The organism is Streptomyces sp. NPDC020299 (assembly GCF_044387825.1).
Taxonomy (GTDB): Bacteria; Actinomycetota; Actinomycetes; order Streptomycetales; family Streptomycetaceae; genus Streptomyces.
The window spans coordinates 447,114-465,975 of sequence record NZ_JBIRWL010000005.1 but is presented as its reverse complement, the minus strand read 5'-3'; the positions used below and the strand labels follow the sequence as shown (position 1 = coordinate 465,975).

At 70.8% G+C, this 18,862-nt stretch carries 16 protein-coding genes and 3 pseudogenes; 6 read left to right on the top strand and 13 right to left on the bottom strand.

All coding sequences use genetic code 11. The features are described from left to right. Positions 1-134: 134 nt before the first annotated feature. The gene (locus ACH45E_RS16445; protein ID WP_361438363.1) at positions 135-1,259 is read right to left on the bottom strand and encodes a S8 family peptidase; all 1,125 of its coding nucleotides are present in this window, start codon (positions 1,257-1,259) and stop codon (positions 135-137) included. A 252-nt stretch (positions 1,260-1,511) separates the two neighbouring features. Continuing rightward, positions 1,512-3,329 (bottom strand): annotated as a pseudogene (locus ACH45E_RS16440) (BTAD domain-containing putative transcriptional regulator); the annotation flags it as partial. Between the two features lie 262 nt (positions 3,330-3,591). Between ACH45E_RS16440 and ACH45E_RS16435 the strand changes: the two are divergent. Beyond that, positions 3,592-3,762, top strand: a complete 171-nt coding sequence (locus ACH45E_RS16435; protein WP_361439169.1) for a hypothetical protein — start codon at positions 3,592-3,594, stop codon at positions 3,760-3,762. Here ACH45E_RS16435 and ACH45E_RS16430 read toward each other — a convergent pair. The 6 genes and pseudogenes from ACH45E_RS16430 to ACH45E_RS16405 all read right to left on the bottom strand — a co-directional run. After that, positions 3,729-3,902: pseudogene (locus ACH45E_RS16430) on the bottom strand (helix-turn-helix domain-containing protein); the annotation flags it as partial. The gene ACH45E_RS16435 and the pseudogene ACH45E_RS16430 sit on opposite strands and share 34 nt — an antisense overlap. An 810-nt stretch (positions 3,903-4,712) precedes the next feature. Continuing rightward, complete coding sequence (locus ACH45E_RS16425) at positions 4,713-5,984, bottom strand: CoA-binding protein (protein ID WP_361438365.1); 1,272 nt, start codon at positions 5,982-5,984, stop codon at positions 4,713-4,715. Beyond that, the gene (locus ACH45E_RS16420; protein ID WP_361438367.1) at positions 5,981-7,666 is read right to left on the bottom strand and encodes an FAD-dependent monooxygenase; all 1,686 of its coding nucleotides are present in this window, start codon (positions 7,664-7,666) and stop codon (positions 5,981-5,983) included. Before ACH45E_RS16420 ends, ACH45E_RS16425 begins: the two co-directional genes overlap by 4 nt. Next, positions 7,563-8,255: a maleylpyruvate isomerase family mycothiol-dependent enzyme gene (locus ACH45E_RS16415; RefSeq protein WP_361438369.1), complete on the bottom strand. Its 693-nt coding sequence runs from the start codon at positions 8,253-8,255 to the stop codon at positions 7,563-7,565. The genes ACH45E_RS16420 and ACH45E_RS16415 overlap by 104 nt, the downstream gene beginning before the upstream one ends. 38 nt (positions 8,256-8,293) lie before the next feature. Next, positions 8,294-9,124: a fumarylacetoacetate hydrolase family protein gene (locus ACH45E_RS16410; RefSeq protein ID WP_361438371.1), complete on the bottom strand. Its 831-nt coding sequence runs from the start codon at positions 9,122-9,124 to the stop codon at positions 8,294-8,296. Continuing rightward, a complete protein-coding gene (locus tag ACH45E_RS16405; protein ID WP_361438373.1) occupies positions 9,121-9,345 on the bottom strand; it encodes a hypothetical protein in 225 nt (74 codons plus the stop codon). The genes ACH45E_RS16410 and ACH45E_RS16405 overlap by 4 nt, the downstream gene beginning before the upstream one ends. Before the next feature lie 37 nt (positions 9,346-9,382). Between ACH45E_RS16405 and ACH45E_RS16400 the strand changes: the two genes are divergently transcribed. Further along, positions 9,383-10,048 carry an IclR family transcriptional regulator gene (locus ACH45E_RS16400; RefSeq protein ID WP_361438375.1) on the top strand — a complete coding sequence of 222 codons (666 nt, stop codon included), beginning with the start codon at positions 9,383-9,385 and terminating at the stop codon, positions 10,046-10,048. A gap of 66 nt (positions 10,049-10,114) precedes the next feature. Here ACH45E_RS16400 and ACH45E_RS16395 read toward each other — a convergent pair whose 3' ends face one another. Then, positions 10,115-10,915, bottom strand: a complete 801-nt coding sequence (locus tag ACH45E_RS16395) for a GntR family transcriptional regulator (protein ID WP_361438377.1) — start codon at positions 10,913-10,915, stop codon at positions 10,115-10,117. A 158-nt stretch (positions 10,916-11,073) separates the two neighbouring features. Beyond that, positions 11,074-11,334, bottom strand: a pseudogene (locus tag ACH45E_RS16390) (3-oxoadipyl-CoA thiolase); the annotation flags it as partial. Here ACH45E_RS16390 and ACH45E_RS16385 point away from each other — a divergent pair. Then, the gene (locus ACH45E_RS16385) at positions 11,332-12,099 is read left to right on the top strand and encodes a LysR family substrate-binding domain-containing protein (RefSeq protein WP_361438379.1); all 768 of its coding nucleotides are present in this window, start codon (positions 11,332-11,334) and stop codon (positions 12,097-12,099) included. The pseudogene ACH45E_RS16390 and the gene ACH45E_RS16385 sit on opposite strands and share 3 nt — an antisense overlap. Before the next feature lie 45 nt (positions 12,100-12,144). Here the strand turns inward: ACH45E_RS16385 and ACH45E_RS16380 are convergent, their stop codons facing one another. Beyond that, a complete protein-coding gene (locus ACH45E_RS16380; RefSeq protein ID WP_361438381.1) occupies positions 12,145-13,374 on the bottom strand; it encodes a LuxR C-terminal-related transcriptional regulator in 1,230 nt (409 codons plus the stop codon). A gap of 151 nt (positions 13,375-13,525) precedes the next feature. Between ACH45E_RS16380 and ACH45E_RS16375 the strand changes: the two genes are divergently transcribed. After that, positions 13,526-14,545 carry an amidohydrolase family protein gene (locus tag ACH45E_RS16375; RefSeq protein WP_361438383.1) on the top strand — a complete coding sequence of 340 codons (1,020 nt, stop codon included), beginning with the start codon at positions 13,526-13,528 and terminating at the stop codon, positions 14,543-14,545. A gap of 88 nt (positions 14,546-14,633) precedes the next feature. Here ACH45E_RS16375 and ACH45E_RS16370 read toward each other — a convergent pair whose 3' ends face one another. Together ACH45E_RS16370 and ACH45E_RS16365 are read right to left on the bottom strand one after the other, a co-directional pair. Further along, on the bottom strand, positions 14,634-15,548 hold the full coding sequence (locus tag ACH45E_RS16370) for an ABC transporter substrate-binding protein (protein WP_361438385.1): 915 nt from the start codon (positions 15,546-15,548) through the stop codon (positions 14,634-14,636). 83 nt (positions 15,549-15,631) lie between these two features. After that, positions 15,632-16,546 (bottom strand): VOC family protein, encoded by a 915-nt coding sequence (locus tag ACH45E_RS16365; RefSeq protein ID WP_361438387.1) that lies wholly within the window; start codon positions 16,544-16,546, stop codon positions 15,632-15,634. A 279-nt stretch (positions 16,547-16,825) separates the two neighbouring features. Here ACH45E_RS16365 and ACH45E_RS16360 point away from each other — a divergent pair, with 279 nt between their 5' ends. Together ACH45E_RS16360 and ACH45E_RS16355 are read left to right on the top strand one after the other, a co-directional pair. Beyond that, a complete protein-coding gene (locus tag ACH45E_RS16360; RefSeq protein WP_361438389.1) occupies positions 16,826-17,722 on the top strand; it encodes a fumarylacetoacetate hydrolase family protein in 897 nt (298 codons plus the stop codon). Next, a complete protein-coding gene (locus tag ACH45E_RS16355) occupies positions 17,719-18,834 on the top strand; it encodes an alcohol dehydrogenase catalytic domain-containing protein (protein WP_361438391.1) in 1,116 nt (371 codons plus the stop codon). Before ACH45E_RS16360 ends, ACH45E_RS16355 begins: the two co-directional genes overlap by 4 nt. Positions 18,835-18,862: the final 28 nt, after the last annotated feature.

The window sequence follows — 18,862 nt, the reverse complement described above, 5'->3', positions numbered from 1 at the left end:
GCTACTGGGCGGGCGCACGCCGCGTGTGGCACGCGGAAAGCGATGGTGTGGGCGCGGTGGCCGCGCCACTTGCGCGCACCATTCTGGTGATGCGCGGCGGTTCGGTGACGTGCGTCCGGGGCGGCCTGGGCAGGTCAGAGGCCGCCGGTGTTGAGCAGCCGGTTGGGAGTATCGGAGCGGACGCCGCGCAGGACACCACGGGTGGCGGTGTGGTCGAGCCAGTTGTGGACCTCGTTGGCCGTGGCGTGGGGGTGTGCCGACAAATACAGGGCGATCACGCCGGTCGCATGCGGCGCGGCCCAGGACGTCGCGCCGTCGTCCTCCGTGGTCGTACCGCCGCCGGCGAGGGCGGCGGTCACCTTCTGGCCGGGGGCGTACAGGTCCACGCACCGTCCGTAGCCCGATCCGTAGGAGCCGCCGTCGCTCCAGGCGCGGTCGTTCGGGGTGGAGGCCGCCACGACGATCGTGCCGGGGACGCCGGCTGGAGAGTGCTTGCAGGCGTCGTCGTGGAAGTTGCCGGCCGACACGACCGTCGGAATCCCTGCGTCGACCATTTTCTTCACGGCGGACTCCAGGGCCGTCGACCGGTGGTCGAGGTTGAGCGACATGTTCACCACCGCAGGCTTCTGCGCGTGCGCGGTGACCCACTTGACCGACTTCACCAGGGCTGCCTCGGCCGCCTCCGGGGAGCCGCCGCCCTCGCTCTCGCACAGGATGCCCTGGACCCGTACGAGCTCCGCCTTGGGTGCCACCCCGTACTTCGCCCCGCCGATGATGCCCGCGACGAACGTGCCGTGGCCGGTCCCCGCCTCGCTGAAGCAGTCACCGGAGTCCTTCGGGCCCACGAAGTCGGCGCCGAGGTGGGCGCGTCCACCGAACTCCCTGTGGGCGATGTCCATCCCGGTGTCGATCACATAGACGTCAACGCCCTTGCCCGTGGCGGTGGTGGTGAACTTCCCGTTCAGCGGCCGTGACCGCTGGTCCAGAATATCCAGGTTCCACGGCACGTGCCGGGTGATGGGCGACGCCGCGCTCCGCGCGACCCCGGGCAACTTCCCCACCGCGGCGTCAGACGTCCACGCCGAGCCGGCCGACACCCCGCCCCCGGAGTCCCCCACGGACCGGCCCTTGCCGTGCACGGGGAGCGTTCCGCTGCTTTCCCCGGCCGCCGCGCCGGCTCCCCCGCCACAGGCCGAGGCCGCGAGCACCGTCGCCATGGCCACCACCATGAGACCGGCCTTCGTCGCGTTCCGCGTCACAACGCCCCCCATGCCCCCGCTTCGTACACAGTCAGCGCACAAGACGACCACAGGGAGCAGACGGTTCCAGCGGGACACAGGGGCGGGTCGATTCACACGCTCGACCAAATCCGGTCCGGCCACGGGCCAAGCCTCGCGGACGCCCGGGAAGGGAGGCCGGGAAGGAAACCGAGATGGCCGCCTGCGGACAGGGTTGCCGTCCCAGCGTTACGGGGGCCAGGACTCATGACGAAATCGCCATTCCCCGGAACGTGCCTCGCCGAAGAGCCGGGCAAGGCTGTGCACTTGGTAGTGCTCAGGTCCCATGGGTATCAGCAATCCGGCGTCGACCAGGCTCTCCAGCAGGTCTCCTGTCTCCGGGATGCCACGGTTCAGGAGGCTCGCTGATTCCGGAAGAGACAGGAATGGGAGGGCAGCGGAGCTCAGCAGGCAGAAGGCACGGGCTTGTTCCACGTCCAGCTGGCCATAGCTGAGCTCGAAGACGGATCCCACGGCCAGGTCGCCGGCCTGCAGCTCATCCAGTCGGCGCCGCTCGTCGGCCAGCTTGGCGGCGAGGACGGAGATGGTCCAGGTACGGCGCGCCGCCAGCCGTGACGCCGCGATCCGGATCGCCAGCGGCAGGAAACCGCACGCCGCCACCACGTCCAGGGTCGCCTCCGGCTCCGCCGCCACCCGCTCCTCGCCCACGATCTTCGTGAAGAGCACCAGTGCCTCCTGCGGCGACATTTCGTCGAGGTCCAGCAGGTGTGCTCCGGCCAGGTCCACCATGCAGGCCCGGGACGTCACCAGCGCCGCGCAGCCCGCCGTGCCCGGCAGCAGCGGGCGTACCTGCGCGGCGTCCTTCGCATTGTCCAGCAGGACCAGGACCCGGCGGCCGTCCAGCACCGAGCGGTACAGCGCTGAGCGTTCCTCCAGGGAGTCCGGGATCGCCGAGTCGGCCACGCCCAGTGCGCGCAGGAACCAGCCCAGTACCGTTTCCGGTTCCGCCGCCCGCGCACTCATGCCCTGCAGGTCCACGTACAACTGGCCGTCCGGGAACGCCGACCGCGCCTGGTGAGCCACGTGCACCGCCAGCGTCGTCTTACCCATGCCCCCGATGCCCGCCAGCGCCGACACCGCCATCACCCGGCCCTCGGCCGAGGTGAGGATCTCCCTCAGCTCCGACACGAAGGCCGCACGACCCGTGAAGTCCGGTACCGCAGCGGGGAGTTGCGCCGGGCGCATCGGGACCGCAGGCGGTTCGGTCACCGGCGCCGACGGTTCCGCCAGGCCGGGATCTGCTTGCAGAATCCGCTGCTGCAGCTCCCGCAGCCCCGACCGCGGGTCCACGCCCAGTTCCTCCGCCAACAGCCGCCGCGTGTCCGCGTACACCGCCAGCGCCTCCGCCTGCCGACCGCTGCGGTACAGCGCCAGCATCAGCAGCTCGCGCAGGCGTTCACGCAGAGGGTGTGCCGCCGTGAGCGCCGTCAGCTCCGACACCGCCTCCGCGTGGCAGCCCTGCTCCAGATCCATGTCCAGGCGGGACTCCAAGAGCTGGAGGCGCCATTCCTCCAGTCTCACGCGCTGCGCGTCCGCGTACGGACCCGGCACCCCCGCCAGGGGCTCCCCGTCCCACAGGGCCAGCGCCCGGTTCAGTACTTCGCGGGCACGCAACAGGTCGCCGGAGCCCCGCGCCTTCTCCGCCTCCGCCGTCAGCTTCTGTGCGACCGCCACGTCCAGGGCGCCGTCCCGCAGGCCCCGAACCGCGTAGCCGCCCGACTCGCTGATCAGGACCCCGGGGTCCAGTACCTTCCGCAGCCTTGACGCATACGTCCGCACCGCCGCGAGAGCCTGCGACGGCGGCTCGGTGCCCCACAGGGCGTCGATGAGTTCCGCGGCCGTCGCCGTCCTGCCCTCGCGCAGCAGCAAGGCGGCCAGGAGGGCACGCTGCTGAGGGGAGCCGATGCCAAGCGGCTCCTCGCCGCGCCAGGCGCGCACCGGACCGAGCAGCGAAAAATAGGGCCCCGATGCCCGGACCAGGTCCCTCGTCGTGCTGGCCGGCTGCACGGGCCTTCGGATCGTGGGGCTCATCTCCCGCGGGGCAAGCGAGAGACCTGTCTTCTGCCCAAGTGCGCGCCGCCATGCATCGACCCACAACGGATGCTCGTTTTCCACGACGGAGCACGCTGCGAGGAATCCGGTCAACTGGTGCACATCGCGGGGTACCGTCAGGCCGAGCACAATGCGGTGGGCTGTGCTGTGCGGAAGCCGGCCCGGGCCGCCCGCCCGCTCCATGTCCCGCATCGACGGGCGACCTGCCGCCTCATACAGTTCACGCAATCCAGCCCGGAACATGTCGATACCGTCGATGTCCAACGGCGAGCCCACCGCAGTACTGCGCGCGTTGCGTCGGCGGGCCTGCCGCCACAACTCCGTCGCCGTCTCCTCCGAGGCTCCGCATGCCGCCGCGTACGCGCGGACGATCCGCGCGCTGGGGACCGATCGCCCTGAGGCGGCTCGCTGAAGGGTCGTGGCGTGACATCCCGCACGGTCGGCCAGCTCGGCATACGAACACCCGCTGGCCGACCGCTGATCACGCAACCAGCGTGCCAACCTGACCAACGCCCTGTTGGACGTGGCGATCGGCTTCTCCTTGCGTCCCACAGCCGCAACGGCCTCAGGGCGCTGCGACTGCGTGCGCGAGGCGCACCATCGTGCGGCCCAACCAATGGTCTCCACCGTGTAGGGACCTCAGCGTGCCGGCTGCCACGAGTCCGGCGCCTCCGAGAAGAGCCAAGATCGACGGTGGCTCCAGGCCGGAGACCGACAAGCCGCAGGCCAGCACGGTGATCACCACGATGACCACGACATCGGGCGCGGAGGGTCGGTGCCTGCAGGACGCGTCGTGCACCACACAGCGGGACGGGAGAGACTTACGTGACATGAGTGTGTCTCCTGAGTTCGAGACCGCCCTCGCACTGCGCACGAGGGCGGGTTGCGGGCTCCAAGTCCGAGCATCCGACCGGTGCTTGCCGACGCCGATCGGATCTGCATCGTGCCACCCGCCCCATGAGCCAGGGGATACCCCTCAAAACCTTGATGCGCTTGCGTCCATGCGTCTTCTGCGTTGGTGTCCGACGGACGCTCATGACTACCCCCGCGGTGGCCAGCCCGTTTGCGTCAACGAGCGGGTTTGTAGCGGGATGGGCGGACGTTAGATGCAGCGGTATCCCAATCGCGTTCGCTGGTCGTTCAAACCTTGCCGCCAACCTTGTCTGGCGCCGGAATGCTCCGGTCGCTCCTGAGAGTTGTGGGCTCCACCAAGGCGATCAGGAACTCAGCGGATTCGCGTTGCCGCGTGAACCGCCCCAGGCCGGCGCTCTCTTGAGGAGCGCCGGCCCTGCGCGCCGCGTTGGGTGGTGTCCGCGTCCTCCAGGCGGGCGCGGACCGCCGCGTCCTCGACCAGGGCCCGGATCATGGTCGCCCCGGAGGCCGGCGTCGCCGCGCACGGGATGCCCGCGTCGCCGAGTTCCCGACGGATCTCCCGCGCGGGCTCCGCGGGGCCGCCGGCAGGTCCACCGCGGTGGGTTCCAGCAGTCCGTACGCGGCGATGACGTCGACGCCAGGATCTTCCGAGACGCGCTCCACGACCTGGGTGAGGGTCGCGGACGGGCGGCCGGTGTCGACCGGGTTGTGCTGGTACGTGAGGGCGGGGAGCAGCTCGCCCAGTTCCTTCACGGTCCGTTCGACCAGCGGTGGGACCCGCACTGCGTGGGAGCGCAGGTTGTCGGCGAGCAGCAGTCCCGGGCCGGCCTGTGCGGTGACCAGGCCGACGCCCGCGCGGGGGTGGGCGGGCACCCGTACGCGGCCGAGTGCGGTGACGGCGTCGACGAGGTCGCGTTCGTCGTCGACGAGGACGGCCCCGGCCTGGCGCAGGGCTGCCCTGGTGACGCGCCAGGAGGTGGCCAGGGCGCCGGTGTGGGAGCGGGCGAAGTCGCCGATGTCGCTGCGGCCGACCACCAGGGCCACGACGGGGGCACGCTCGACGAGGCGGCGTACGGCCTCGGTCGGGCGGCGGCCGTCGGCAGCGGTCTCGACGTGCAGGGCGACCGCTCGTATGTCCTCGTCCTCGGCGAGATGGCCGAGGACGTCGGCCTGGGTGATGTCCACGCTGTTGCCCAGGCCCACCCCAAGCCGCAGGCCGATACCGGCCTCGGCCAGGGCGAACGCGAGCGCGTGGTTCACCCCGCCACTGGCAGCCACCACCGCCACCGGGCCCGGCTCGATGCCCGCCACGCCCGGAACGAAGCTCGCCGTGAGCCACTGATGCGGGACGAGGAAGCCAGACGTATTGGGCCCGAGAACGCGCATGCCGGTGTCCCCCGCCACCTCCGCCAGGGCTTGCTGGTACGCCATCCCCTCGCCGCCCGCCTCGGCGAACCCGCCCGCGCAGACCAGGGCGGCACGCGCGCCCGCGTCCGCTGCCTCGCGCAGGGCGGTGGCGGTCACGGCGGCCGGGATGCAGGAGACGACCAGGTCCGGTGTGGTGCCGTGCGCCGCCGCTGCCTCGGCCACCGTGGCGAAGTAGCCCCGGCCGGGGTCCGGGCGGCCGGCGTTGACCTTCATCACCGGTCCCGGGAAGGAGGCGAGGGACTCGGTCATCGCAAGGCCAAGCTTGCCGGGCGTTACCGAAGCGCCGAGCAGGGCGATGGCGCGGGGCGCGAACAGCGGCTCGAGAGCGTTCACTTGGCGCCTCCGATGGCGCTTGCGACGAGGTCGGCGCGGCCGGACACAAGGAGCGTGGTCGCGGTGTCGTCGTCGTACGGACCGACGACCGCGGTGGGCAGGCCGTGTACAAGTCGCGCCTCCTCCGCGAGGAGTACGCGGGTCAGCGCGGTTCCCCCGCGTACCCCGATCAGCGGGGCGCCCTCCTGCGCCGTCTCACGGACCTGGTCCAGTGCGAGCGGCAGTTCCTCCTCAGTGTCCGGGGCGTCGATCCACACTCCTGCCCGCGACGGCTCGCCCGTGAAGGCCGCCATCGGGATCTCGGTGCCGTCGGACGCGCGCAGCGCGCCGTCGGTGGCCGTGACCTGGCGCGAGGGAAGCCGGAACGGTCCGGCGCTCAGCGGTGTCTCCAGCGGCGGCGCTTCATGGTGGGCCTGCCACCAGCCGTCGATGCGGTCCACATACACCGCGTCGCGCACGGCGAGCTTGCCGCGCGGGATGCTTCGGCTGAGGAAGTGGAAGGCGAACTGCACCGGGTCGTCGAAGGAGCGGACGTAGCAGCCGAAGTGCTCCCACCACGACAGGCTGGGCCGCGCCGAGTTCTGGATCTTGTCGACCTCGGGGCGGCGGCGCTCCTCGTAGATCTCCAGGGCGCCCGGCACGCTGTACGGCGACTCGTCCAGGGCCTTCGCGAGGGCGACCGCGTCCTCCATGGCCATCTTGGTGCCGGATCCGACGGAGAAGTGCGCGGTGTGCGCGGCGTCGCCCAGCAGCACCCACTTACCCCGCCGCCAGGAACGGGCTCTGCGGGTGGCGAAGTTTGCCCAGCGTGAGTTGTTGCCGACCAGCGGGTGGCCGCCGATCTGGTCCCGGAACAGGTCTTCCAGATAGGCCTTGGTCTTCTCGTCGCTCGGGCCGGGCGGCGTCGCGGGGTCGAAGGCGTCGAGGCCTGCCGCGGTCCATGAGGCGGCGTCGGTCTCCACGATGAAGGTGCTCAGCGAGTCGCTGATCGGATAGGCGTGGGCGGCGAACACGCCGTGCGGGCCGTTTTGGTGGACGAAGGTGAGCCCGTCGAACATGTAGGTGGTGCCGAACCAGATGAACTTCGCGTCCGCCACGTCCGCCGTCGGTCCGAAGTCGTCGGCGAACAGCTGTCGGAAACGGCTGTTGGCGCCGTCGCACACGACGACGAGGTCGAAGTCCTCCAGCTCGGCGGGGTCCTGGATCTCGTGCTGGAAGCGCATCTCCACGCCCTCGGCGCGGGCCCGTTCCTGCAGCAGGTTCAGCAGCGTCTTGCGGACCACGGCCGCCATGCCCATCCCGCCGACGCGCTCGCGGGCGCCGTGCACCCGCACCTCGATCTCGGTCCAGTGCCGGCCGTGCTTGTCCAGTGCCTCGCTGAGGACGGGGTCGGCGGCGTCGAGGGCGTCGAGGGTGGCGTCGGAGAAGACCACGCCGAAACCGAACGTGTCGTCGGGGCGGTTGCGTTCAAAGACCACGACCTCGGCTCCGGGGCGGTTCCGCTTGAGCAGTGTGGCGAGGAACAGGCCGCCCGGTCCGCCGCCGATGCAGGCAACTCTCGTGGTTCTTCCTTCGGGTTCACAGCCACGCGGGCAGTCTCGGTATGGATGCGCCGTGGGCGGCGTACAGGGGTCCGGGTACGGGACGCCCCGTCGCGTAGGCGGCCAGGCTGGGGATGTCACCGGTCACCACGACGGGGTCCGCGTCGCCGGGCTTGCCCAGGAGCCAGGTCCGGTCGGCGTCCTCGGCCCGAAGCTCGACCGGAGGAACGTCCGTACGGGCGCGGAAGGCGGTGGCCACATCGTCGACGAGCGCCGTGCACACCTCGTGCGGAACGTCGTCGAAAGTGGTGTCGGCGTTCAGGTCGACGGTGTGCACCCACACCTCCCGCGCCCGCATCCAGGGCACCTGCGAGGCGGGCACCTCGCGGCCCCGGGCGGTCCGGACGGTCGCGTCCCAGCACTCGTCCGGCAGCGCGGTCAGTTCCCCGCTCAGGCGGCTGTCGGCCTCGACCAGGTCCGCGCGCAGTTCGTGAGCCGGGCGACGGGCCCCTTCCTCGATCTGGCTCGCCCGCCGGGCCGGACTTGCGTACATGGACGTCTCGACGCCTGTACGGGCCCAGGTGAGCAGATTGACGAGCGCGTCCGCGTTGCGGGCCACGTGCGCGACGACATGGGACCGGCTCCAGCCCAGCAGGTGCGAGGGCCTGGCGAGGCCGGGGTCGCTCAGCCAGTGCACGTCGGCCTCGAAGGCGGCCGTGCCCTTGGTCACCCACTCCAGAATCGCCCCCGGCCGGCCCGCCGCGGCATTCAACGATGCTCCCGGCGACAGACGTTGCTGCACTCGCCGATCCCGTCGATCCGGGTGACGAGGACCGAGCCATGCTGCAGATAGCGGGCCGGCTTGCGGGCGTGCCCGACACCGCCCGGGGTGCCCGTCGCGATCACGTCGCCGGGGGTGAGCGTGACAATCCCGGACACGTACGCGACGAGCGTGGCCGGATCGAAGACGAGGTCACCGGTGTCGGCCTTCTGGACCGTGTCTCCGTCGACCTCGCAGGTCAGGCTCAGGCCCTGGGCGGCGATCGCGGAATCGTCTGCGGTCACCAGCCACGGACCGATGGGTGTCGTGGCCTCGAAGGTCTTGCCCTGGTGCCATTGCGGCGTGCGGAACTGCCAGTCCCGGACGGTGACGTCGTTGAGGACCGTGTATCCGGCGATCGCGGCCCGGGCCTGCTCCGGGTCCGCGTGCCGGACCTCGGCCCCGATGACGACGGCGAGTTCGGCCTCCCAGTCCATCTGTGTGGACGAGGCGGGCAGGATCACGTCGTCGTACGCGCCGACCAGCGCCCGTGCGTACTTGGAGAACAGCGTGGGGTACTGAGGCAGCTCGCGGCCCATCTCCAGGATGTGGTTGCGGTAGTTGAGGCCGACGCAGACGACCTTCTCCGGAGCGACGACCACCGGCGCGTAGTCCAGGGCGCCTTCGTACCGGGCGCCGTCGGCGTCCGCGGCCCGCGCGGACCACTCGGGGTGGCGCAGGAAGTCGACCAGGTCGCTCTCGCCCAGGTCCACCGCCGTGTCCCCGTCGAGGCGGACGGCGCGGGTGGCACCGTCGATCCGGATGGTGGCGAGCTTCACTTCTGTTCTCCTCGGGAAATACGGGCGAGGCCCAGGGCCTCGTAGACGGGCTCGTCGCTGAAACGGAACAGATCGACCTGGGTGCGTGCGGTGAGCGTGATCTCGCACCAGGAGGGGACGACGAACAGGTCGCCCTTGGTGATGTCGAAGACCTTGTCGCCGACGTGGGCGGTCGCCTCGCCGTCGAAGACCTGCCAGACCGCCGAGCCGACCGAGCGCACCGGAACGGTCCGCGTCCCGGCCCGCAGGCGGCGCGTGATGGACGTCGCCGACCAGCTCGGCGTCGCACGGTCGACAGCCCACCGGATCCTGGCGATGCTCGTCTTCGAGGGATTCGCGGAACAGGACCGCCACAAGACCTACCGGCCGGGACCGGCGCTACGGGAGATCAGAGGCAGCCGGGCCGCCCCGCCCCCCGACCTGATCACCCTCGCCCATCCCCATCTGCAGCACCTGGCGGACACCGTCCGCGAAACGACCCACCTGATGGTGCTTGAAGGCAACGGAACACGGTTCCTGGACGGGGTGGAGGGACCACAGGCGCTGCGCGTGAGCTACCGCACCGGCACACTTCTGCCCGCCCATGTGACCTCGGGCGGGAAGGCGCTGCTCGCCGAACTGCCGCCGGAGCGTCTTCGAGCCCTCTACGCCAACGGGCTCCCCGGAGGCGGGGCGAAGGCGCCCGGGAATATCGAGCGCCTGGCGGCCGAGCTGGTGACGATCCGCCGCACCGGCTGGGCCTACAACCTCCAGGAGAGCGAGCGAGGAGTGAACGCCGTCGGCGCGTGCGTCCGCGACCGCACGGGTGCGGCCGTGGCCGCCATCGCCGTGGCAGCGCCGTCCGCCCGCTGTCCCAGGACACGGCTGACCGAACTCGCCCAGCCTCTGCTCGCGGCGGCGCGGGACATCGGCCGGGGACTGTGATCGCCGGCACCCGCCCCTGCGGCAAGCCCCGCTGCGAGAGACATCAGCGGCCGGGCGGGCCGGGCGTCAGGACTGACCGTTGCCCACGATCCCGAGCGCTGTCCGGGTTGCCGCAGGTTCGTACTCCGGGGCGACGTCCGCCAGCACGTTCAGAGCGGTGCGCGCCAGATGGCGGGCGATCACGCGTGCGGCTTCGGCGGGGTCACTCATGCGCAGTGCCTCCAGCAGCGCTTCGTGGTCCGTGTGCGCCCGGCCCCAGGAGGCGGGTGCGCCCAGCTGGGCCAGGCGGATGTATCGCTCGCTCTGTTCACCGAGCGACGCGAGCATGCGCTGCAGATGCGGTGCCACCGCCTGGGCGGCGATGCCGTGGAACTCCTTGTGGGCGGCGTGCCACTCGTCCGGCCGGCCATCGCCGGCCAGGTCCTGCATCCGCTGCAGGACGTCGCTCATGCGCTTGAGGTCCTCAGCCGTGAGCGACTTGGCCGTCATGCTGACGGCGAGCGTTTCGAGCATGATGCGGGCCCCGTAGACACCGTCCAGGTCGGCGGGGTCCACCGCCCGCACGCGCGCTCGCTGGTCGGGCCGCGCGTCGATGAGCCCCTCTTCCTGGAGCAGGCGGAACGCCTCGCGCATCGGCGTGCGGCTCACGCCCAGTTTCCGGGCCATCTCGGCCTGAAGCAGTACCGACCCCGGCGGCAGCTCGCCGCTGAGGATCATGGCCCGCAGCCGCCCGTGCACGTCGAGGGCCAGCCGGCGTCCGCCCGCGGCTGCGGGGCTTTCGTCCGGTGGCACGGACTCGACCTGCACCACGCGTGCGTTGTCGGTCGGCTGCTGTTCCTCGGGGGACTTGTTCCTGCTCCTGCTCACGCCGGAAGTGTACCCAAGGTGTATGCAGCCGATGCGGAAGGCCGTCTCTTCTCAAGCGCCATGCCCGGCTTTCTGCCACTGGCCGGGTTCGCACAGCATGTGACTGTATCCACCTCGTCGAGGTCGCACCGGCGGCTCCGGGCAGTGGTCGCCGCGATTCATCGCTCGAGAACCAGAGCAAGGCCCTGCCCTACTCCGATACACAGGGCCGCCACACCGACGCCCGAACCGGCGGCCGCGAGCTGGTGGGCGACGGCCCCGGCCAGCCGGGCACCGGACGCGCCCAGGGGATGGCCCATGGCGATGGCCCCGCCACGCGGATTGAGGATCACGGGATCACATGCGGGCCACTCTGCGAGGCACCCCAGCACCTGGGCGGCGAACGCCTCGTTCAGTTCGAGGACGTCGAGGTCCGCGTGGAACTCACCTCGGCAGGCCGCCTCTTCCAGCAGAGCACGCGGGATCTCCTGGACCAGCTCGACAGCAATGTCCGGGACGCCAGGAGAGCTGCGAAGGGCGAGTGGGGCAGGTTGGCTCTGGGCTTCGTCCCCTCGGCGGCCGGCGAGGACCTTCCGCCCGTACTTCGCTCCTTCAGGGCCCGTTTCGGTGACGTACGGCTGGACCTGCACGAGCTGACACCGGAGCAACAGGTCCGGGGCGTACGCGACGGGTCGCTGGACTGCGCGTGCTTCTACCTGCCGTTCGGGGCATCACACCCGTTCGGTGACCGCAACCTCCGGTCGGCGGCCATCTCCCGGGAGCCTCTGCTCGCGGTACTCCCGTCCGGTCACCGTCTCGCGGCCAAGCGGAAGATCGATGTCGGTGACCTCGCCGCCGATCCCTTCGTACTCGTCGGTGGACACAGTGGCCAGGGGCTGCGGGACGTCATTCTGGAGCAGTGCCGGCGGGGTGGCTTCACACCCCGGACGGTGCAGGAGGCGGCCCTGGTCCAAACCGTCGCCGGACTTGTGGCGAGCGGGGCGGGGGTCTCGCTCGTGCCTGCTTCCGTCCGTCGCATCCACAAGGCCGGGGTCGTCTACCGTGCGCTCCAGGGCGAGGCGCTGGACGTCGAGATGGGACTCGTATGGGCACGTGAGAACAGCAGTCCCGTTCTCGCTGGCTTCCTCGCCGTGGCGCGGGCGGCCAGTGGAGTCGCGTCTTCCCGCGAGAGCCCGGCGCCCTGAGGTCCGGCGCCGGGTGACGGCAGACGCGGACCCGCGGGCCGTCGATCACAGATGAGCCGCACGGGCCGCCGCTGCGGCCTCGCCACGGGAACGCACGCCGAGCTTGGCGAGGATGTTGGCCACGTGGAACTTGACCGTGTGCTCGGTGATGAGCAGACGGGTGGCGATCTCGCGGTTGCCACGGCCTCGGGCCACTTCGGTCAGGACGTCGAGTTCACGGCCGGTGAGGCCGTCCAGTACGCCGGGTATCGGTGCCGGCTGCCTGGCCAGCGGAAACCGGGCGGTGACGGAGGTGCCCCAGCCGGGCACCGCCTCCACGGCGAAGTCGCCGCCGAACCCGGCCAGCCGTTCTCGCAGCCGGTATTCCGCCAGCGACTGCGGGAACAGGGCGCCGTCGCCGTCGTCCCGTACGTTGACCACCAACTGCCCGGCCTCCAGCTCCCAGCCGACCCTGATCCTGCTCGGCCCCGTGCGTTCCAGCATGCCCAGCACGCATCCGCGCACCATTGCGTGGGCGCCCTCGGCCACCTCGGGCGGGAGCAGCCGGTCGGAGACCTGCGGAGGTGCCGGCTCCAGGTGGAAGCCGCTGTGGCGGGCCAGCACCCTGAGCCGCTCGGCCATCGAGTCGAAGGCCTCGCCCACGACCCGCTCCCCCGTCACCGGGGCGCAGCGCATGCCGGTCAGTGCCGACGAGGCGAGGGACAGGGCGACTTCGCGGGCGGCGGCATCGCCGAGCCGTCGTGAGCGCAGGGCTCCCAGAACCGCGGTCAGCGTGGCCGCGTGCCGGTCGTTCAGCGCGCGCAGGTCCTTGGCATACTCGCCGGCCGCGGCACGGCTCGCGGCAAGGTGCATCGGGGGCTCGGTCGGCCCGACGGAGACCAGCGTCCTGAACCTCACCACCGCGATCTCCCACAGGTCCCGCGCCACCGCGTGCGCCGCAGCGGTGTCCGGGGCGTCGGCCAGGACCAGGACACAGCCCGCGGCGGCCGGTTCGCCGGGCACCACGGCAAGTGCGTGCCGGGCCTCTCCCCCGAGCACGGCGCGTCCTGACCAGGACGTGCCGGACGGGATCCGGTCGGCGAGATCGGCCAGCTCGGCAGTGGTCGGCTCCGCGCCGCCGGCGACGCATCCCCTGGTGCGCACACGGCCGGCCACCTGGGCGGCCGCCCAGGAGTGCGGAACGGGTCCGGCGAGTGCCGCGGACAGTCGCGGCAACACCTCGGTGTCGGGCGCCCTCAGCAAGGCGAGCGCCGTCTGCAGCGTTCTCGGATCCATGACCTGCTCCTTTTGCTGGGTGAGACCTGTTCCAAGGAGTGGCTGGGCGCGGATTGCCCCGACAGGAACATGAACCGCAGGCCGCCCAGCGACCCCGGCATCCTCCGGCCCGCTGACCGGCCACCGGATCACCCGCACGGAGAGGGACAGCATGAGCATCACCCGGCTACCCAAGATCACTTTGGAAGAGGCGTACGAGCACCCGGAGGACGCCGCACGGATCCTGGCCGACGAGGCGGAGCAGGCCAGGATGGCCGACGGGGGCGGGATCACGCCGGAGTACTACCGGCCGATCCACGAGAAGCTCGGCGAGTTCGACGAGGTGCGCCTGGCCGGCATGGACGCGGCCGGCATCGAGCACCAGATCCTCTCCCTGACCGCTCCCGGGGTGCAGATCATCACCGATCCCGCCAGGGCCACCGCCGAGGCCCGCAGACAGAACGACTTCCTCGCCGCGCAGGTGGCCCGGCACCCCGACCGCTACTCCGGCTTCGCCGCGGTCGCGCTTCAGGAACCCGAGAACGCCGTCGAAGAGCTGCGCCGCGCCATCGGCGGCCTCGGTTCCAAGGGCGTGATGATCAACGGTTACACCAACACCACCGACCCGGCGCACGGCCGCTACCTCGACGACCCGGCGTACCACCCGTTCTGGGAGGCGCTGTGCGAACTCGACGTCCCCCTCTATCTGCATCCGCGCCCCGCGCTGGCCGGCGGTCTCGACCTGTACGAGGGCCATCCGGAGATGAAGGGCGCCACCTGGGGCTTCGGCGCCGAGACCGCCGCGCACACCGTGCGGTTGCTGCTCGCCGGACACTTCGACCGGTTCCCCACCGCCAAGCTGATCCTGGGGCACCTGGGCGAGGGCCTGCCCGCCCTGTTGTGGCGCACCCAGAACATGTTCGACCTGAACCCCTTCGACAAGAAGATCGAGAAGACTCTGCCGGAGTACTTCGCCGACAACATCTGGATCACCACCAGCGGCAACTTCTCCGACCACGCGCTGATCAACGCCATCCTCACCGTCGGCGCCGACCACATCCTGTTCTCCGTCGACTATCCCTACGCCGACAACGCCAGGGGCGCCGACTGGATCGAGCGGACTCCGATCAGCGAGCTGGACCGCCGCAAGATCGCGCACGGCAATGCGCGTGCCCTGTTCGGTCTGGGCTGAAGGCGCAGCGGGTGATGCCCGAGCCGCGCGTCGTTCCGGCCCGGGCATCATGTCGATCTGCGGGATCTCCAGCTCTACGGCGGCTGCGTCAGCGCCCGTGACCGGTACCGATCAGGGACGGCAGCGGGCCGGAGGGCTGCCAGCCGGGATCGAAGCGGCGGCGCAGGTCGGCCACTGCCTTCATGCCGCGCAGGGTCACCTCGGGTGGGGTCGACAGGCCGGCGGGCCCGAGGAGGCCGGGGACCGCGGCCCGGGCAGCGGCCGCGGGCATGTGGTGCCGCAGCAGAGCCGCCTCGATGCCCGGCGCCCCGGAGCTCAGTAGTTCCCCGGTGCTCATGCGGCAGACCTCGACGTAGGCGCGGGCGGGCCAGGTCGGGGCGGTCGCGCGTGGGGTGACCACCACGTTGGTGATCAGGTCGGGTGCGACCTGAAGGTGACCGCCGAGGCGCGGGTACCCCTGCTCAGCGGCGAGGACGTCGAACGGCGGGTGGAGTGTGGTCCCGTCCACGGTGCCGCTCGGCAGGGCCTGGAACCTCTGCAACGTACCCCCCACCGGGACGAGCTGGTCATCGGTGATCGGCGAGTCGGCCACGTCGGTGAGCACGGCGCGCAGCACGAACGCGAAGGCGCTCTGCGCGTTGTCGACCGCCCAGCGGTCCGTCGGCAGCGGGGAGCCGGGACGCCGGTGGACGGCGAGTTCACCGATGCCCTCGGCCCGGACGGCCACCGGGTCCCGCTTCAGCAGGGCCCGCAGCAGGTGGTCGGGAGATGTGTGCATGATGTCGTAGTCGCCGTCGTTCCAGTCGGCCATCTGCTGGTCGGAGGAGACGACCTCCACGAGGTTCACCTCCAGCCCGGCCTGCTGAAAGTACCCGGAGTCGAGGGCATGGTAGATGTGCACGTCGCCGGCGCCGGGGAAGACGCCCACCGTCAGCTGTCGGACGGGTTCGCCGTGCGGGCGGAGCACGTTCAGCGCGGGGAGCACGATGGACTCCCTGGACATCGCATCTCGTATGGTTCCTTTGAGTCAGAAGGCAGGGACAGGGAAAGCCGTCGGCTCGGGGCCGTCGACCGGCCCCGTGCGGATCAGACGGGTTTTTCTTCCTGGTTGGTGATGAAGTCGGCCGGCGCCTCGGGGCTCCATATGGCGGCCGGGCAGTCCCAGTCGTTCGGCTGCCAGTTCTCGGTGATGCGGTCCATGTCGCCGGAGTACTCGATCCAGCTGCCCCAGGGGTCCTGGATGTAGTGGAAGAGGTTCGACCCGAGGGTGTGGCGCCCCAGACCCCAGCCCTTCGCGTACCCCTGGGCCGCCATGTTCTGCGCGCCCATGGCGATCTGGTCGATGTCCGCCACCATCCAACTGGAGTGGTGCAGGCCGGGGTACGCCGCGGGGACGAAGCCGAACACATGGTGGTCGCCGGGTCCCGAGTTCATGAATACGGGCCCGCCGACGATGCGGTCCGACAGCCGTAGCCCGAGCGTGCGGGTGTAGAAGGCCTCGGAGGCGCTCACATCGGAGCTGAAGATCAGCATGTGGCCGAGGCGCTGGGGGCGGGTCTTCTCGCTCGCGCTCAGCCAGCGCGCCTGGTCGATCCGGCGGACCCGGTCGCCGACGTTGGCGTCCTGCGCGTCCGTGGTCCCGAACGCGCGCCAGGGACGGATCCCCTCGTCACGGAGGTTGACCAGGTTCCCCTCATGATCGCGGAACCACAGTCCGTCGGGCACCTCGGCCGGCCCATCCAGCAACTTCAGATCCAGGCCTTCGAGGTGCCGCTGCCACTCGGGCAGCGAGTCCGGCTCCACTGCGAACGCCACGTGGTGCAGCCGCTTGGCCGGCCCCTCCATCAGCACCGTCTGGTCCTGCTCCCGGCCCTCGCAGCGGATCACCACCGCGTTGCCGCGCTCCGCCGTCTCCAGCCCGAACGCGTTGTAGAAGCTCGCACCCGTATCCAGCGACGGCACCTGGAGTCCGTAGTGCAGGAGACCTTTGACACGCAACATGCCCACTCCTCATAGTTCCGGTGAACCCGCATCGTGCACGAGCACCCGAGTTAAGTGTGTACACCTTCCAGCCCAGACGTCTAGGTGTCCGGCACACCCTTTCCCCTTCCGGACGCAGCCACGGCGAGCAGGACCGAAGGCACCTCACGGAGCGACGCGCTGCTCATGAGTCCATCTTTCCGCCATCGATCAATATGCATGCCGAGGACAACCCTTCCCGCCTCTAAGTGTATGCACTATGGTTTCTGCTGCCTCAGAGAGCCGCCCATGGGAGGAAACATGACCCCGCCTGACTGGTCGTTGGTGCAGTACCGAGTCGACGACTCGGAGAAGGTCGCCGTCGGTGTACACACCGGCGGCACCGTGGTCCAGGGACCGCCCGGGACCGAAGGCCTCACACTGATGGAGGTACTGGGCCGGTGGGACTCGCTTGCTCCAGTACTGCGCGACTGGGCGCCGACGGCGTCCGACGTCGTCGCGGGCGCCCGGCTCGCTCCGCCGCTGACGTACCCCGGCAAGGTGCTCTGCGCGGGCGCCAATTACTGGGACCACATCGCCGAGATGGGCTGCGAACGCCCCGATGAGCCGGGGGATCCCTTCTTCTTCCTCAAGCCGCCGACGACGACCGTGACGGGACCGGGAGACCCGGTGCCGCTGCCCGTCTACCTCGGCGCCCGCGTCGACTGGGAGGCCGAACTGGCCGTCGTCATCGGCAGAGGCGGCCGCAACCTCGCGCCCGAGCAGGCCATGGACCACGTGGCCGGCTACCTGGCGGCGAACGACATCTCGGCGCGGGACCGGCTCAAGGCCACCAAACCGGTCGCCGACCCCTTCACGTACGACTGGTTCGGTCACAAGGCACAGGACGGCTTCTGCCCCCTCGGCCCCGGACTCGTGCCCGGCTGGCAGATCACCGACCCGCAGAACCTGCGGATCCAGCTCAGCGTCAACGGGGTACTGAAGCAGGACTCCTCCACCGCCCAGATGATGGTGAAGATCCCCGAGGTGATCGCGGCGGCCAGCCGCGTCACCCGACTGGAACCCGGGGACGTCATCCTCACCGGCACACCAGCCGGCTGCGGAGTGCCGCGCGGGGAGTTCCTGGCCGCCGGCGACGAGATCGTCGTCGAGATCGAGCGGATCGGCCGCCTGGAGAACACGGTGGTGGCGCCATGAGCAGTACTCGGACCGCTTCTGAACTCGGCTGGTCGCAGCCGCTGCCGGTTCCCGCCACCATGCGGGCCATGCTGTTCCGCCGCTTCGGGCCGCCCGAGGTCCTGGAACAGGCCAGGGTCGACACCCCGCTCCCCGCCCCAGGAGAGGTCCTGGTCCAGGTGGCAGCGGTCGGCATCGGCCGACTGCTCGACCTCACGGCTCGCGCGGGCAACCACCCCTACGCAAAGATCGAACCGCCCCACATCCTGGGCGCGGACCATGCCGGCACCGTCGCCGCACTGGGCGAGGGTGTGGACTCCGTTCGGGTCGGCGACCGCGTGGCCGTGATGCCCCCGGTCGCCTGCGGCAGCTGTGCCTTCTGTGCAGAAGGCCGCGAGGAAGTCTGCGACGGTCTGACCGTGATAGGCACCCACCGCCCCGGCGCCTACGCGCAGTACTGTGCGGTGCCGGCGGCCAACGTCCACAAGGTCCCGGACGGCATTCCGGCCGCGATGGCCGCGTCGCTGGCCCTCGTCGGCGCAGTTGCCGCCAACCAGATGACGCAGGCAGGGCTGCGCCCCGGACAATGGGTGCTCGTGCAGGGCGCCGCCTCGGCGCTCGGCTCCACCACGGCCGCGTACGCCCAGCACCTGGGCGCCAAGATCCTCGCGACCTCCCGCTCGCCGGAGAAGCGCGCGGCCATGACCGCGGCGGGAGCGGACGTCGTGCTCGACACCGACGCGCCGGACCTCGCGGCGCGGGTACGCGGCGCGACCGGCGGTCACGGCGTCGACATCGCCGTCGACAACCTCGGTGACCCGGCCGTCTGGGACGCCACCCTCGACTCCCTGGCCCGCGGCGGCACTGTGGTGACCTCCGGCGCCTTCCTCGGCGGCCAGGTCAAGATCGACCTGCGGCGCATGTACTCCGAATGCCACCGCATCATCGGGGTCCGCACCGCCAACGCGGCCTCGGTGAGGGAACTGTGGACGCAGGTCGAACACGGCTTCCGTGCCGTCGTCGACTGCACATTTCCCATCGCCCGCGCAGCAGACGCCCACCGCTACATGGAGGACGACAACAGCCTCGGCCGCGTGGCACTCACCCTGGGCACCGAGGACTGGGACGCATAACAGCACCCGGTTTGTGCCGCTCCCCGGC

What these genes read in the sequence shown, in the direction of transcription:
- ACH45E_RS16435 (WP_361439169.1), top strand. Translation starts at nt 3,592, where the DNA reads ATGTCGATACCGTCGATGTCCAACGGCGAGCCCACCGCAGTACTGCGC.
- ACH45E_RS16400 (WP_361438375.1), top strand. Translation starts at nt 9,383, where the DNA reads ATGGACGTCGCCGACCAGCTCGGCGTCGCACGGTCGACAGCCCACCGG.
- ACH45E_RS16380 (WP_361438381.1), bottom strand. Translation starts at nt 13,374, where the DNA reads ATGGATCCGAGAACGCTGCAGACGGCGCTCGCCTTGCTGAGGGCGCCC.
- ACH45E_RS16375 (WP_361438383.1), top strand. Translation starts at nt 13,526, where the DNA reads ATGAGCATCACCCGGCTACCCAAGATCACTTTGGAAGAGGCGTACGAG.
- ACH45E_RS16370 (WP_361438385.1), bottom strand. Translation starts at nt 15,548, where the DNA reads ATGTCCAGGGAGTCCATCGTGCTCCCCGCGCTGAACGTGCTCCGCCCG.
- ACH45E_RS16365 (WP_361438387.1), bottom strand. Translation starts at nt 16,546, where the DNA reads ATGTTGCGTGTCAAAGGTCTCCTGCACTACGGACTCCAGGTGCCGTCG.
- ACH45E_RS16360 (WP_361438389.1), top strand. Translation starts at nt 16,826, where the DNA reads ATGACCCCGCCTGACTGGTCGTTGGTGCAGTACCGAGTCGACGACTCG.
- ACH45E_RS16355 (WP_361438391.1), top strand. Translation starts at nt 17,719, where the DNA reads ATGAGCAGTACTCGGACCGCTTCTGAACTCGGCTGGTCGCAGCCGCTG.